Genomic DNA, 13,879 nt, shown 5'->3' on the forward strand with positions numbered 1-13,879 from the left:
GGCCGGTCGCCGTCGGTCAGACGGCCTCCACCGGCGGGTACACCGGCTCCCACCGCGCCGCGCGCACGGCCGCCTCGACGTCGTCCGGGACGGTCCGGGCGACACCCTCCTCGACGGCCGTCCGGGCCACGGCCACGGCGACCGCCTCGGAGGTGCCGCGCAGTTCCCGGATCGGCGGGAGGACCGGCGCGTCCAGCCGGGCGACGTCCGCGTCACCGGTCCGGCGGGCCACCGCGTCCGCCGCCGCGCGCAGCATCCGGTCGGTGATCCGGGACGCCCGCACGGCGATCACCCCGAGTCCCAACCCGGGGAAGACCAGGGCGTTGTTGGCCTGCCCGATCTCGTACGTCGTCCCGGCCCGCTCGACCGGGGCGAAGGGGCTGCCCGTGGCGACCAGGGCCTTGCCGTCGGTCCAGTCGAGCAGGTCGGCGGGGGTGGCCTCGGCCAGTTCGGTGGGGTTGGACATGGCCAGGATGATCGGCCGTCCGGTGTGGGCGGCCATCTCGCGGACGATGTCCTCGGTGAAGGCGCCGCCCTGACCGGAGGTGCCGATCAGGACGGTCGGGCGGACCTGGCGGACGACCTCGCCGAGCGGGATCCCGGGCAGGTTCTCGTCGCGCCGCCAGCCGTCGGTCCCGTTCACCGGGCGGGCGTACGGCAGCTGGAAGTCGCGCAGCGCCTCACCCTGGTCGACGGTGAGCAGGCCGTAGCGGTCGACGCACCAGAAGCGGTCGGTGGCCTGCTCGACGGACAGACCCTCCCCGACGAGGGCGTCCCGCAACTGGTCGGCGACCCCGATACCGGCGGTACCCGCGCCGAAGACCACGATCCGGTGCTCGGGCAGCGGCACACCGGTGGCGCGGACACCGGAGAGGACGGCGGCCAGGTTGACCGCGCCGGTGCCCTGAATGTCGTCGTTGAAGGTGCAGACCTGGTCGCGGTAGCGGTCGAGGACGCGGCGGGCGTTGGCGGGGCCGAAGTCCTCCCAGTGCAGCAGGGCGTTCGGGAAGAGCCTGGCCGCGGTGGTGACGTAGGCGTCGATGAAGGCGTCGTAGGTGTCGCGGTCGGCGCGCGGGTGCCGGTTGCCCAGGTAGAGGGGGTTGTCGAGGAGTTCCCGGCGGTTGGTGCCGACGTCGAGCATGACGGGCAGGGTGCGGCGCGGGTCGATGCCGGCGGCGGCCGTGTAGACGGCCAGCTTGCCGACCGCGATGTCGATGCCGCCGACACCCCAGTCGCCGATGCCGAGGATGCCCTCGCCGTCCGTGGCCACGATCAGGTCGACGTCGTCGGCACCGAGGCCGCTCGCGCGCAGGGAGCGTTCGACGTCCTCGGGGGCGTCCACGGAGAGGTAGACGCCGCGGGGGCGGCGGTACTCGGTGCTGTAGCGGCGGATCGCCGTGCCGACCGTCGGGGTGTAGACGATGGGCAGCATCTCTTCCAGGTGGTCGCCGACGAGCCGGTAGAACATCACCTCGTTGCGGTCGTGCAGGGCGGTCAGGTACACGCTCTTCGCGAGGTCGCCGGCCTGGTCCCGGAACTGCTCGTAGGCGCGCTCGGCCTGCTCGTCCTGGGTGAGCACGCGCGGCGGGATCAGCCCGACCAGGTCCAGCGCCCGGCGCTGCTCCACGGTGAACGCCGTACCGCGGTTGATCCGGGGATCGGCGAGCACGGCCCGGCCGCGGGCGGTGATCCTGAGGGGTCGGGGGGAGCCGCTGTTCCCGGTCACTGGATCACCTCTCCGGTTCCGATTCTCCTTTCCAGGGTGACGGAGGGCAGGAGGATCCGCAGGGTGACGTTCACGCGTTGTCGACTCCACGGCGCATGCCGCTCGCTACTCTCGGTGAGGGGAGGTGGTGGTGTGCGCAGCCGTGAACTGGACCCGAGCGCGTCGCCGCTGGACTACTACGGCTACGAGCTGCGGCGGGCGAGAGAGTCGGCGGGGCTGACGCTGGCGCAGCTCGGCGCGGTCGTCTTCTGCACGGGGTCGCTGATCGGCCAGATCGAAACGGCGGCGAGGGTGCCGCAACGGGACTTCTCCGAGCGGTTGGACGCTGCGCTGGGGACGGGGGGGTTGTTCTCGCGGCTGGTCGGGCTGGTGTTGCGCAGCCAGCTGCCGAGTTGGTTCCAGCCGTACGCGGAGCTGGAGGCTCGGGCGGTGTACATCTCCACGTTTCAGGCGCAGTTGGTGGACGGTCTTCTGCAGACCGAGGCGTACGCACGCACTGTGCTGGGTCTACGGGATCGTGCGGACCTCGACTCGCGGGTGGCCGCCCGACTGGAGCGGCAGCGGATCCTGGGCCGTGACGAGCCCCCGGCGACCTGGGCGGTGCTCGGCGAGGCCGTACTGCATCAGGAGATCGGCGACCGGCACGTCATGCGGGAACAACTCGCACACCTGCTGACCATGCAGCACCGCGCCTGGGTGACCGTTCAGGTGCTGCCGTTCTCGGTCGGCGCCCATGCCGGCCTGATGGGGTCGTTCGCTCTCCTGCGCTTCGAGAAGGACCCCGACATCGTCTACAGCGAGGACTTCGTACAAGGCCACATGACGGCCAATCCGCAAGCCGTCAAGGAAGGTTCGGTCCGTTACGATCAACTTCAGGCTGCGGCGCTCTCCGCTGAGGACTCGGCGGCGCTGATCACGCGCGTGATGAAGGAGCGTTATGGAAACGAACCGACACCTGACGGGCGCGACCTGGCGTAAGTCCTCCTACAGCGGTGACACCGGCGGCCAGTGCGTCGAAGTGGCCGCCCTCCCCGCCCACACCGCCGTCCGCGACTCCAAGGCCCCCGCCCCCACCCTCCTGTTCCCGCCCACGGCGTGGTCGGCGTTCGTGGAGTCGGTGAAGGGCTGAGCCGCCGCCCCCGGCCGGAAATAATCGGCGGCCCCGCGGACGCGACGAGCAGTACCGTCCCCCGGTGACAGAAGACGACGGTTACTTCGGGGAAGTGGTCGCGGCGGGGTACGACGAGTCGTCCGCGGAGATGTTCGCGGACGACGTCGTGGAGCCGGTCGCCGGGTTTCTCGCGAGGCTCGCCGGAGACGGTGGGCGGGCGCTGGAGTTCGGGGTCGGGACCGGGCGGATCGCGCTGCCGTTGGCGCGGCGCGGTCTCGAGGTGCACGGGATCGAGCTGTCCCGGGCGATGGTGCGGCGGCTGCGGGACAAGCCGGGCGGTGACGCGATCGGTGTGACGGTCGGGGATTTCGCGACCGCGAAGGCGGACGGCCGCTTCTCCGTCGCCTACCTCGTCTACAACACGATCATGAACCTGACCTCCCAGGACGCCCAGGTGGACTGCTTCCGCAACGCGGCGGAGCATCTGGTGCCCGGCGGCTGCTTCGTCGTCGAGGTCGGGGTGCCGGATCTGCGCCGGCTGCCGCCCGGGCAGGAAGCGGTGCCGTTCCGGGTGGAGCAGGGCCGGCTCGGCTTCGACCGGTACGACGTGGCGACACAGTCGATGAGCTCGCACCACGTGGAGGTCGTGGACGGGCGCGGCCGGTATCTGGAGATCCCGTTCCGCTACGTGTGGCCCGCCGAACTGGACCTGATGGCCCGGATCGCGGGGCTGCGGCTGCGCGAGCGGTGGGACGGCTGGACCCGGGAGCCCTTCACCGGAGACAGCCGGCAGCACGTGTCGGTGTGGGAGAAGCCCGCCGCCTGAAAGCTCCGGCGGCGGGACGCGTCACGCCTCCGGAACCTTCGGCAGCGGCTTCCCCCGGCCCACCTGGGTCCGCACCGCGCCGATGCTCGCCGCGATGACCAGGGCGATCGCCGCGGCCTCCATGGCGGACAGGGCCTGGTCGAGGATCAGGAAGCCCGCCGTCGCCGCGAGGGCCGGCTCCAGGCTCATGAGGATCGCGAACGTGGAGGCGGGCAGGCGGCGCAGGGCGAGGAGTTCGAGGGTGTAGGGCAGCACGGAGGAGAGCAGGGCGACCGCCGAGCCGAGGGCGACGGTGGTCGGGTTCAGCAGGCGGCCGCCCGACTCGGCGATGCCGAGGGGCAGGAAGAGCAGGGCCGCGACCGCCATGGCGAGGGCGAGGCCGTCCGCCTGCGGGAAGCGGCGGCCCGTGCGCGCACTGAAGACGATGTACGCCGCCCACATGGCGCCGGCCCCGAGGGCGAGGGCGACACCGACGGGATCGAGCCCGCCGAAGCCTCCGCCGCCCAGCAGGAAGACGCCCGCGAGCGCGAGGCCGGCCCAGACCGCGTTCACCGCCCGGCGGGAGGCCAGCACGGACAGGGCCAGCGGGCCGAGGACTTCCAGGGTGACCGCCGGGCCGAGCGGGATACGGGCGACCGCCGAGTAGAAGAGGCCGTTCATCGCGCCCATGGCGATGCCGAACACGATCACCGTGCCCCAGTCGGTGCGGGAGTGCCCGCGCAGCCGGGGCCGGCACACGACGAGCAGGACCACGGCCGCGACGAGCAGCCGCAGGGTCACGACCCCGAGGGCGCCGGCGCGGGGCATCAGCGTCACCGCGAGGGCGCCGCCGAACTGCACCGAGATACCGCCCGCGAGCACGAGTCCGACCGGGCCGAGGGAGCCGAGGCGGCCCGGGGCGCCACCGCCCGGGGATGCGGGTGCGTGGTGCGTCGGGGGCGCGGTGGCGCTGCGGGTGCTCACGTGGCGGTCCTGGCTGACTCGGAAGCGGATCTTGTTCACCTTGATGTACTGCCGAGTCCAGGGTAGTAGACCCCTGTCAGGAGTGTGAAGCGCTTATGTAACTGTCCTGGATAGTGAGATGACCGCCTCTCGGATGCCGAACCGGACCGTTCTCAGCGCCGGGTCATGTAGACGTCGAGCGCCTTGTGCAGCAGGCGGTTCAGCGGGAGGTCCCACTCCCCCACGTACTCCACCGCCTCGCCGCCCGCGCCCACCTTGAAGCGGAGCAGACCGAGCAGGTGGTTCGACTCCTCCAGGGTGTCGGTGATGCCCCGGAAGTCGTAGACGTGCGCACCCAGCTCATGGGCGTCGCACATCATGCGCCACTGCATCGCGTTGTTGGGCTGCACCTCGCGCCTGCGGCTGGTGGAGGCGCCGTAGGAGTACCAGACGTGCCCGCCCACGACCAGCATCGTGGCCGCGGCGAGGACCTCACCCTCGTGGTGGGCGAGGTACAGCCGCATCCGGTCGGGATGTTCGGCGGTGAGCGCGGTCCACATCCGCTGGAAGTACGGCAGCGGGCGGGGGATGAACCGGTCCCGTTCGGCGGTCTCGGTGTAGAGGTCGTAGAAGACCGGCAGGTCGTCGAGGCCCCCGCGGACGACCTTCACGCCCGCCTTCTCGGCCTTGCGGACGTTGCGCCGCCACTGCTGGTTGAGCCCCCGCTGGACGTCCTCGAGCGACCGCCCGGCGAACGGCACCTGGCACACGTACCGGGGCTGCCCGGCGGCGAAGCCCTCCTCCCCGCCCGCCTCGCTCTGCCGCCAGCCCATCCTGCGCAGCCGGGCGGCCAGGTCGACGGCGCCCTGTTCGTACGACGTGGGCGGCACGTCCGCCAGCCGGTGCGCGGCCGGCTCCGCGATCGCGGCCTTGACCGCTTCCGGGCTCCAGCGCCGCGCCACCACCGGCGGCCCCATCTTCACCGAGAAGGCGCCCCTGCTCTTGAGGTACGCCACCATCGGCTCCAGCCGGCGCTCCAGATCGGGCGCCGCCCAGTCGATGACCGGCCCCTCGGGCAGATAGGCCAGGTAGCGCCTCACCTTGGGCAGGGGGCGCAGCAGCACCAGCCCCACCCCGGAGAGCCTGCCGTCCGGCTCGAACCAGCCCAGGCTCTCCGCCTGCCAGTCGGCCTTCACGTCGCCCCACGACGGCACCTGCATGTGACTGGCCGAGGGACGCGCGTCCACGAAGGCGAGATGCTCGGCACGGCTGATCGGCCGGACGGTGGGACTCATGCGCGGGGCTCCTTGGAATTCAGGGATCACCGGGAAGATCGCGGTCGTCCCACCCTACGAATCGGCCCTGCCGTCCCTCGGCCCCCAGGCCGCCAGCACCTCCGTGTCGGTCGCGCGCGCGTGCAGGAAGTAGCCGGCCCACTCGGCGATGTCCGGGTAGGCGCACTCCCGGACCAGCCGGGCCACGGCCGCCGGTACGTCGTACGGCGTGACGCGCAGGTCGGTGCCGGGCCCGAGGAGGCACCAGTGGGCACCCGGCCGGCCGTACGGCATGCCGACGCTGCCGGGGTTGACCACCAGCCGGCCGTGGGCGAGGCGGACGTAGGGCATGTGGGTGTGGCCGCAGACCACCGTGCCGATGTCCGCGTCCAGGCCGGTGAGGACCTCGGCCCAGCGTGCGGGGCGGGAGTCGACGAGCACGACCTCCTCGTCGTCGCGGGGAGTGGCGTGACAGAACAGGACGGTGCCCAGACCGCGGACGCGCAGGGTGAGCGTGCGGGGCAGGGCCGCGAGGAAGTCCACCTGCTCCTCGGTGAGTTCCCGTGCCGCGAAGGGGCCGATGGGGTCGGGGATCTCCGTCCGCTCGCCCCGCCGGTACTCCACCAGCTCCCGGTCCGCGTTCCCGCCGACCCACAGCACCCGCTCGCCCTGCGCCCGCAGCAGGTCCAGCACGGCGCCCGGCTGCGGGCCCGCCGTGATGTCCCCGGTGAGGACGATCCGGTCGGCGGCGGCCACCTCGGGCTCCGCCAGCACGGCTTCCAGGGCGGGCAGCACACCGTGGACGTCGGACAGGACGGCCAGCCTGCCGTACTCCTCCCTCATCCGGCTCCTCCGCCTCGCGTCCGCCGGTCCGGCACGTCGGCCGGCCCCTCGTCCAGCGCCTCCGCCAGCACCTCCGCCAGGTGCCGGCCGCGCACGCCCGCCAGCTGCTCCAGCTGGGTCCGGCAGGAGAAGCCGTCCGCGAGGATCACCGTGTCCGCCGGGGCCGCGCGCACCGCCGGCAGGAGCTGCTCCTCCGCGCAGGCCCGGGACACCTCGAAGTGGCCCTTCTCGAAGCCGAAGTTGCCCGCGAGGCCGCAGCAGCCTCCGCTCAGCTCGCCGGTGAGGCCCGCGGACTCGCGCAGCCTGCGGTCGGGGTCGTCGCCGAGGACCGCGTGCTGGTGGCAGTGGGTCTGACCGGCGACCGGGCGGTCGACGGCGGGCGGTGTCCAGCCGGGGGCGTGCCGGAGCAGCACCTCCGCGAAGGTGACGACGGACGCGGCCAGCCGGGCGGCGCGCGGGTCGTCGTGCAGCAGCTCGGGCAGGTCGGTGCGCAGGGCCGCCGCGCAGCTCGGTTCCAGGACGACGACGGGAACACCGGCCCGCAGCACCGGTTCCATCAGGTCCAGCGTACGGCGCATGACCGTGCGGGCGCGGTCGAGTTGGCCGGTGGAGACATAGGTGAGGCCGCAGCAGACCCGGCCCCGGCGGGCGGCGAGCAGCGCGGTCGCCGCCCTGGTCCTGCCGTCCCCGACGGCACCCCGGCGCGGGACCAGCGTCGGTGGCAGCGCCACCCGCAGCCCGGCGGCCTCCAGCACCCTGACGGCGGCCCGGCCGACGGACGGCGACAGATGCTCGGTGAACGTGTCCGGCCAGAGCACGACCAGTGCACCGAAGTGGTCGGGGACGGGTTTCCTCCGGCGCCACCAGGCGGTGAACGTCCGCGTCGCCAGGCGGGGGAGCCGCCGCTCGTCAGCGATGCCGCCCAGGCGTTTGGCGAGCCGCGCCGACGGACCGCCTGCGGCGAGCGCGTTGAGCAGCGGGGCCGTCCGTGTGGCGGCGGCCAGGCGCAGCCACTCCGGCAGCCTGCCCATGCTGCGGTGGGCGGCGGGGCGGCGGCGGCCCGCGTAGTGATGGTGGAGGAACTCGGCCTTGTAGGTGGCCATGTCGACGCCCACGGGGCAGTCCGAGCGGCAGCCCTTGCAGGACAGGCACAGGTCCAGGGCGTCCCGCACCTCCGTGGACCGCCAGCCGTCGGTGACCAGTTCACCCGCGAGCATCTCGTGCAGCAACCGGGCCCGGCCGCGGGTGGAGTGCTCCTCCTCGCCGGTCGCCCGGAAGGAGGGGCACATCACCGCGGCGCCGCCCGCCGTGGCCGTACGGCACTTGGCGACGCCCACGCAGCGGCGGACGGCCGCGCCGAAGTCGCCGCCGTCGGCCGGGTACCCGAACTCCACGTCGACCGGGCGGCTCGGGAGGACGGAGAAACGGAGGTTGGAGTCGAGGGGCGCGGGGCGGACCAGCATGCCGGGGTTGAGCAGGTCGTCCGGGTCCCACAGGGCCTTGGCCCGCTCGAAGAGGCGGACCGTCTCCGCGCCGTACATCCGCGGCAGCAGCTCCGCGCGGGCCTGCCCGTCGCCGTGCTCCCCGGACAGTGAGCCGCCGTGGGCCACCACCAGGTCGGCCAGGTCCTCGGAGAAGCCGCGGAAACGGCCGACGCCCGCCTCGGTGAGCAGGTCGAAGTCGATGCGGACGTGGATGCAGCCGTCACCGAAGTGGCCGTACGGCGTGCCGCGCAGGCCGTGGTCCGCCAGCAGCGCGCGGAAGTCGCGCAGATAGGCGCCGAGCCGCGCGGGCGGCACCGCGCAGTCCTCCCAGCCGGGCCACGCCTCGCTGCCGTCCGGCATCCGGGTGGCCGTGCCGCTGGCGTCCTCGCGGATGCGCCACAGCACCCGCTGGGCGGACGGGTCGGTGACGACCAGCGCGTCCGCGGTGCCGGCCGCCCGCACGATCTCCTCGGCACGCGCGCGTGCCCCGGCCGTCGACTCCCCGCCGGTCTCGACGAACAGCCAGGCACCGCCCCGGGGCAGCCCTGCCGGTTCGCGCACCAGGTCGGCCGCCATCCCCTCGACGGTCAGCGGCCCATGGGGCAGCAGTCCCGCCGCGGCCTCGGCGGCGGCGCTCTCGTCGCCGTACCCCAGCACCGCCAGGGCGCGGGCGCGAGGGGCCTCCACCAGGTCCACGACGGCCTCGGTGAGGATGCCGAGGGTGCCCTCGGAGCCGCAGAAGGAACGGGCGACGTCGGCGCCCTTCTCGGGCAGCAGCGCGTCCAGCGCGTACCCGGAGATGCGGCGGGGCAGGTCCGGGAAACCCGTGCGCAGACGGGCCAGGTCACCTTCCACCAGCTCGCGCAGGCCGTCCGGTGCCCCGGCCCAGTCCCGGCCGAGCCGCAGCCGACGGCCGCGCGCGGTGACGACGGACAGCTCGCGGACACTGTCCGCGGTGGTGCCCCAGGCGACCGAGTGGGAGCCGCACGAGTTGTTGCCGATCATCCCGCCGAGCGTGCACCGGCTGTGCGTGGAGGGGTCCGGGCCGAACCGCAGCCCGTGCGGGGCGGCGGCCTCCTGGAGCCGGTCCAGGACCAGTCCGGGCTGCACGACGGCCGTGCGGCTGCCCGGGTCCAGCTCCAGCAGGCCGGTCATGTGCCGGGTGAAGTCCAGCACCACACCCGTGCCCGTCGCCTGCCCGGCGATCGACGTGCCACCGCCGCGCGCCACCACCGGCACTCCGCGCGCCCGGCACACCTCCAGCGCGGCGGCCACGTCGTCGGCGTCTCTCGGCGCGACCACACCCAGCGGAACGCGCCGGTAGTTGGACGCGTCCATGGTGACGAGCGCCCGGTCGGTGACGTCGAAGCCGACCTCACCCCGGACGGCCTTGCGCAGCGCGGCCGCGAGATCTGTCATGCGTCCAGCATGCATCCGGACACGCACGGTCACCGCGAGTTGTCCACAGCCCCGCCGTAATTGTCGTACGACATCACAAGTCCACGTCCCGGTGATCTCGTCTCATCGAACGGACACGTCTCCACCCGGCGATCCACCAGCGGTTAACCTCCTTCCGTGGCCGACATCCAGATCCCCTCTGACATCAAGCCCGCCGACGGACGCTTCGGCGCGGGTCCCTCCAAGGTGCGCACCGAGGCGCTGGACGCCCTCGCCGCCACCGGTACCTCCCTCCTCGGCACCTCCCACCGCCAGGCGCCCGTGAAGAACCTGGTCGGCAAGGTCCGCGAGGGCATCTCCGAGCTGTTCTCCCTGCCCGAGGGCTACGAGGTGGTCCTCGGCAACGGCGGCTCCACCGCCTTCTGGGACATCGCCACCCACGGTTTGATCGAGTCCAAGTCCCAGCACCTCACCTTCGGCGAGTTCTCCTCGAAGTTCGCCAAGGCCGCCAAGCTCGCCCCCTGGCTGGCCGAGCCGACCGTCGTCTCCGCCGACCCGGGCACCCACCCGGAGGCGCGCGCGGAGGCGGGCGTCGACGTGTACGCCTTCACGCACAACGAGACCTCCACCGGTGTGGCCATGCCGATCAAGCGCGTGGCCGGCGCCGACGAGGGCGCGCTCGTGCTGGTGGACGCCACCTCCGGCGCGGGCGGCCTCCCGGTCGACATCGCCGAGACCGACGTCTACTACTTCGCCCCGCAGAAGTCCTTCGCCTCCGACGGCGGCCTGTGGATCGGCGTCTTCTCCCCGGCCGCGATCGAGCGCGCCGAGCGGGTGCACGCGTCCGGCCGGCACGTGCCGGAGTTCTTCTCGCTGCCCACGGCGATCGACAACTCCCGCAAGAACCAGACCTACAACACCCCGGCCCTCGCCACCCTCTTCCTGCTGAACGAGCAGTTGGAGTGGCTCAACGGCCAGGGCGGTCTCGCCTGGTCCACGGCCCGCACCAAGGACTCCTCGACCCGCCTGTACTCCTGGGCGGAGGAGTCCAAGTACGCGACCCCGTTCGTGGCGGACCCGGCCAAGCGCTCGCAGGTCATCGGCACCATCGACTTCTCCGACGAGATCGACGCGGCCGCCGTCGCCAAGGTGCTGCGCGCCAACGGCGTCGTGGACACCGAGCCGTACCGCAAGCTGGGCCGCAACCAGCTGCGCGTCGCGATGTTCCCGGCGATCGACCCGGCGGACGTCGAGGCCCTGACGAAGTGCGTCGACCACGTGATCGAGAAGCTGTAACCGTCACCTGACGTACGACGAGAAGGGGCGCCCGGCGGACAACCGGGCGCCCCTTGTCAGTCGCGGCGGCGCAGTCGGCGCAGGCCGAGGAGGGCCACCACGCCGACGGCCGCGACGACGGCACCGACCTGGAGGCCCGTACTGCCGGCCTCGTCCTCCCCGGATCCGGAACTGCCGTTCGCCGAGGGCGCCTTGCCGTCCGCGCGCGCGGGGGCGTCCTTGGCCTGGACGGAGCTTTCCGCCCCCTCGCTGCCGTACATCAGCTTCGTTCCGTCGGCGGAGTAGGTGAGGGACTCGCCCTGCCCCTGCCACGGCACCTCCAGGCGGCCCTCGCGCTTGATCCGGCCGCCGTCGAAGCCGTAGAGGATCCCGCCGAAGTAGCCGCGCACGGCGAGCTGTCCGCCGTCCGGGGAGAACGCGGCGTCGGTGGCCCACAGGTCGACCGGGGCGACCGGCCGGAAGACGTTCGCGCCGGAGGTGGAGAGGGTGGCCGGGCCCTCGTACAGGTGCCCGCCGTCCTCCTTCTTGTCGATGATGTACACCCGCCCGGTCTTCGGGTGGACGAGCAGCGACTCGGCGTCGCGCGGCCCGTTCTCGTACTTCACGACGTACTGCGTGGCGGTGACCGTCTCGTCCTTCAGCACCTTGGGCTCGGGCAGCCGGTAGATCCACACGTACGGCCACTTGCCGCCGAGGTTGTCGCCGATGTCGCCGACGTAGATCTCGTCGTGCGGTCCGATGGAGATGGCCTCGACGTCGCGCGGGGCGCCGATGCCGCGCAGGGTCAGCCGGGCGACGGTCTTCCCGGTCCGGCTGTCCACGGCGTACAGGTAGGGCCCGTCGTCGCTGTCGTTGTGCGTCCAGTAGATCCCGGGGTGCAGCCGGGAGGCGGCCAGCCCGCTGGACTCGGTGATCCTGGGGTCCTTGACGGTGAACCCCTGGTCGCCGTCACCGCCGGCGGCGGAGGCGGAGGCGGGCAGCGCACAGACACCGGTGAGCAGCACCCCGGCGAGGAGGGCGGACGATCGACGCATGCCCCCAAGCCTGCCATCACCGCGGGTGGTTCGCGGGGCGTGGTGGGCCTCACACCCCACGGGCGGCCGGGACCGTCCATCATGAGCGGATGCTCAGGATCATGCCCGTAGGCGACTCGATGACGATCGGGAGCGCGGGCGAACACACGTGGCGTCACCGGCTGTGGCGGCACCTGTGCACGACGTACGGCGGCCCGTTCACCCTCGTCGGCCCGCGCGAGGAGCTGTACGACAAGGGCGCCGACGCGCCGACGTCCCTCGCCTACGCCGATCCCGGCTTCCCGCGCGCCCACCTGGCGGGCTGGGGCGAGGGCTGGCTGCACATGGCCCCGCTGATCGGCGACGCGGTCCGTGCGCACCGGCCCGACGTCCTGCTGGTCTCCCTGGGCCTGATCGACCTGGGCTTCTACACGAACGCCGAGCAGACGGCCGAGAACGTGCGGGCGTTCGTCGCCGAGGCCCGCGCGGTCCGCCCGCGCATCCGCATGGTGCTGCTCCCCGTGATCCCGAACGTCCGGGCCGACGCGGACGCGTCCTTCGCCGCCGAGGTGGACGCCTTCAACGTGCTGCTCGCCAAGACGGTGGCCGACGTGGACGAGCCCCGCGCACCGGTCCTGCTGGCCTCGACGCCCGAGTCGTGGGACATCCACACCGACACCTACGACGGCACGCACCCGAACGCGAACGGCGAGCACCGCATCGCGGAGGCGTTCGCCACGGCGATGCGGGAGGCGTGGGACATCGGCGGACGCTACGCACCCGTCCCGGACCGACCCCGGCCCGGCAGCGCGGCCCCCGGGTGAATCGGCGGAGCCGTCGGCTCCCACTCGCTTCGACGCGAGCGGAAGGCGACGGCCCCTCACCCGGACCCGCTACCTCACCATGCGAAGGCTTCGGGAGACGGACCCGGACCGGGGAAGATCTCATCCAGGGACGACAGCAGGTCCTCGCTCAGCTCCAGCTCCAGGGCGCGCAGCGCCGAGTCCAGCTGCTCCCGCGTGCGCGGGCCCACGATCGGGCCGGTGACGCCGGGACGGGTCAGCAGCCAGGCCAGCGCCGCCTCACCGGGCTCCAGGCCGTGCTTGTCGAGGAGGTCCTCGTACGCCTGGATCTGCTCGCGGGTCCTGCTGTCCTTGAGCGCGTCGGCGGCGCGGCCGCTCGCCCGGCGCCCCTGGGCGGCCTCCTTCTTGAGGACGCCGCCGAGCAGTCCTCCGTGCAGCGGTGACCAGGGGATGACACCGAGCCCGTAGTCCTCCGCGGCGGGGATGACCTCCATCTCGGCGCGGCGCTCGGCGAGGTTGTAGAGGCACTGCTCGCTGACCAGGCCCATACGGCCCTGCCGGGCGGCGGTCTCGTTGGCCTGGGCGATCTTGTAGCCGGGGAAGTTGGACGAACCCGCGTAGAGGATCTTGCCCTGCTGGATCAGGACGTCGATCGCCTGCCAGATCTCCTCGAACGGGGTCGACCGGTCGATGTGATGGAACTGGTAGAGGTCGATGTAGTCCGTCTGCAGCCGCTTGAGGGAGGCGTCGACGGCCCGGCGGATGTTCACCGCGGAGAGCTTGTCGTGGTTGGGCCAGACGTCCCCGTCGCCCGACATGTTCCCGTACACCTTGGTGGCGAGGACCGTCCTGTCGCGCCGCCCGCCCTGGGCGAACCAGGCACCGATGATCTCCTCGGTGCGGCCCTTGTTCTCGCCCCACCCGTAGACGTTGGCCGTGTCCACGAAGTTCAGACCTGCGTCGAGAGCGGCGTCCATGATGCCGTGGCTGGTTGATTCGTCTGTCTGCGGACCGAAGTTCATCGTGCCGAGAACGAGTCGGCTGACCTTGAGTCCGGTACGTCCGAGCTGCGTGTACTTCATGGGTCACCAGCCAACTGCTTCGAGTCCGCTCCAGGCAAGGAGCGGCTCTCTCCCTTCGCACGGCACGCGCGGGGAACTACC

General features: G+C 72.5%; 12 protein-coding genes. 5 read left to right on the forward strand and 7 right to left on the reverse strand.

Features of this window, described 5'->3' with window-relative positions:
• Nucleotides 1-16 precede the first annotated feature (16 nt).
• The gene (locus ACF08B_RS05795) at nucleotides 17-1,726 is read right to left on the reverse strand and encodes an NAD-dependent malic enzyme (RefSeq protein WP_392316258.1); all 1,710 of its coding nucleotides are present in this window, start codon (nucleotides 1,724-1,726) and stop codon (nucleotides 17-19) included.
• A gap of 132 nt (nucleotides 1,727-1,858) precedes the next feature.
• Here ACF08B_RS05795 and ACF08B_RS05800 point away from each other — a divergent pair, with 132 nt between their 5' ends.
• From ACF08B_RS05800 to ACF08B_RS05810, 3 genes are all read left to right on the forward strand, one after another.
• Nucleotides 1,859-2,704 carry a Scr1 family TA system antitoxin-like transcriptional regulator gene (locus ACF08B_RS05800; protein WP_392316259.1) on the forward strand — a complete coding sequence of 282 codons (846 nt, stop codon included), beginning with the start codon at nucleotides 1,859-1,861 and terminating at the stop codon, nucleotides 2,702-2,704.
• The gene (locus tag ACF08B_RS05805) at nucleotides 2,664-2,855 is read left to right on the forward strand and encodes a DUF397 domain-containing protein (protein WP_392316260.1); all 192 of its coding nucleotides are present in this window, start codon (nucleotides 2,664-2,666) and stop codon (nucleotides 2,853-2,855) included. Before ACF08B_RS05800 ends, ACF08B_RS05805 begins: the two co-directional genes overlap by 41 nt.
• Before the next feature lie 64 nt (nucleotides 2,856-2,919).
• Nucleotides 2,920-3,663, forward strand: coding sequence for a class I SAM-dependent methyltransferase (locus tag ACF08B_RS05810; protein WP_392316261.1), 744 nt, complete (start codon nucleotides 2,920-2,922; stop codon nucleotides 3,661-3,663).
• Nucleotides 3,664-3,684: 21 nt separating this feature from the next.
• Here ACF08B_RS05810 and ACF08B_RS05815 read toward each other — a convergent pair whose 3' ends face one another.
• The 4 genes from ACF08B_RS05815 to ACF08B_RS05830 all read right to left on the reverse strand — a co-directional run bounded on the left by ACF08B_RS05815 (nucleotide 3,685) and on the right by ACF08B_RS05830 (nucleotide 9,625).
• Complete coding sequence (locus ACF08B_RS05815; protein ID WP_392316262.1) at nucleotides 3,685-4,626, reverse strand: DMT family transporter; 942 nt, start codon at nucleotides 4,624-4,626, stop codon at nucleotides 3,685-3,687.
• 152 nt (nucleotides 4,627-4,778) lie between these two features.
• The gene (locus tag ACF08B_RS05820) at nucleotides 4,779-5,900 is read right to left on the reverse strand and encodes a lipid II:glycine glycyltransferase FemX (RefSeq protein ID WP_392316263.1); all 1,122 of its coding nucleotides are present in this window, start codon (nucleotides 5,898-5,900) and stop codon (nucleotides 4,779-4,781) included.
• A gap of 54 nt (nucleotides 5,901-5,954) precedes the next feature.
• Nucleotides 5,955-6,722, reverse strand: coding sequence for a metallophosphoesterase family protein (locus ACF08B_RS05825; protein ID WP_392316264.1), 768 nt, complete (start codon nucleotides 6,720-6,722; stop codon nucleotides 5,955-5,957).
• Nucleotides 6,719-9,625, reverse strand: a complete 2,907-nt coding sequence (locus ACF08B_RS05830; RefSeq protein ID WP_392316265.1) for an FAD-binding and (Fe-S)-binding domain-containing protein — start codon at nucleotides 9,623-9,625, stop codon at nucleotides 6,719-6,721. The genes ACF08B_RS05825 and ACF08B_RS05830 overlap by 4 nt, the downstream gene beginning before the upstream one ends.
• A 156-nt stretch (nucleotides 9,626-9,781) precedes the next feature.
• Between ACF08B_RS05830 and serC the strand changes: the two genes are divergently transcribed.
• Nucleotides 9,782-10,900, forward strand: a complete 1,119-nt coding sequence (serC, locus tag ACF08B_RS05835) for a phosphoserine transaminase (RefSeq protein WP_093475782.1) — start codon at nucleotides 9,782-9,784, stop codon at nucleotides 10,898-10,900.
• Nucleotides 10,901-10,956: 56 nt separating this feature from the next.
• On the opposite strand, the gene ACF08B_RS05840 is transcribed toward serC, so the two are convergent.
• Nucleotides 10,957-11,934: a WD40 repeat domain-containing protein gene (locus ACF08B_RS05840; RefSeq protein WP_392316266.1), complete on the reverse strand. Its 978-nt coding sequence runs from the start codon at nucleotides 11,932-11,934 to the stop codon at nucleotides 10,957-10,959.
• A gap of 89 nt (nucleotides 11,935-12,023) precedes the next feature.
• Between ACF08B_RS05840 and ACF08B_RS05845 the strand changes: the two genes are divergently transcribed.
• On the forward strand, nucleotides 12,024-12,737 hold the full coding sequence (locus tag ACF08B_RS05845) for an SGNH/GDSL hydrolase family protein (RefSeq protein ID WP_392316267.1): 714 nt from the start codon (nucleotides 12,024-12,026) through the stop codon (nucleotides 12,735-12,737).
• Between the two features lie 74 nt (nucleotides 12,738-12,811).
• On the opposite strand, the gene ACF08B_RS05850 is transcribed toward ACF08B_RS05845, so the two are convergent.
• Complete coding sequence (locus ACF08B_RS05850; protein WP_392316268.1) at nucleotides 12,812-13,798, reverse strand: aldo/keto reductase; 987 nt, start codon at nucleotides 13,796-13,798, stop codon at nucleotides 12,812-12,814.
• Nucleotides 13,799-13,879 lie beyond the last annotated feature (81 nt).

It is taken from the genome of Streptomyces sp. NPDC015139 (assembly GCF_043079785.1).
GTDB lineage: Bacteria > Actinomycetota > Actinomycetes > Streptomycetales > Streptomycetaceae > Streptomyces > Streptomyces albidocamelliae.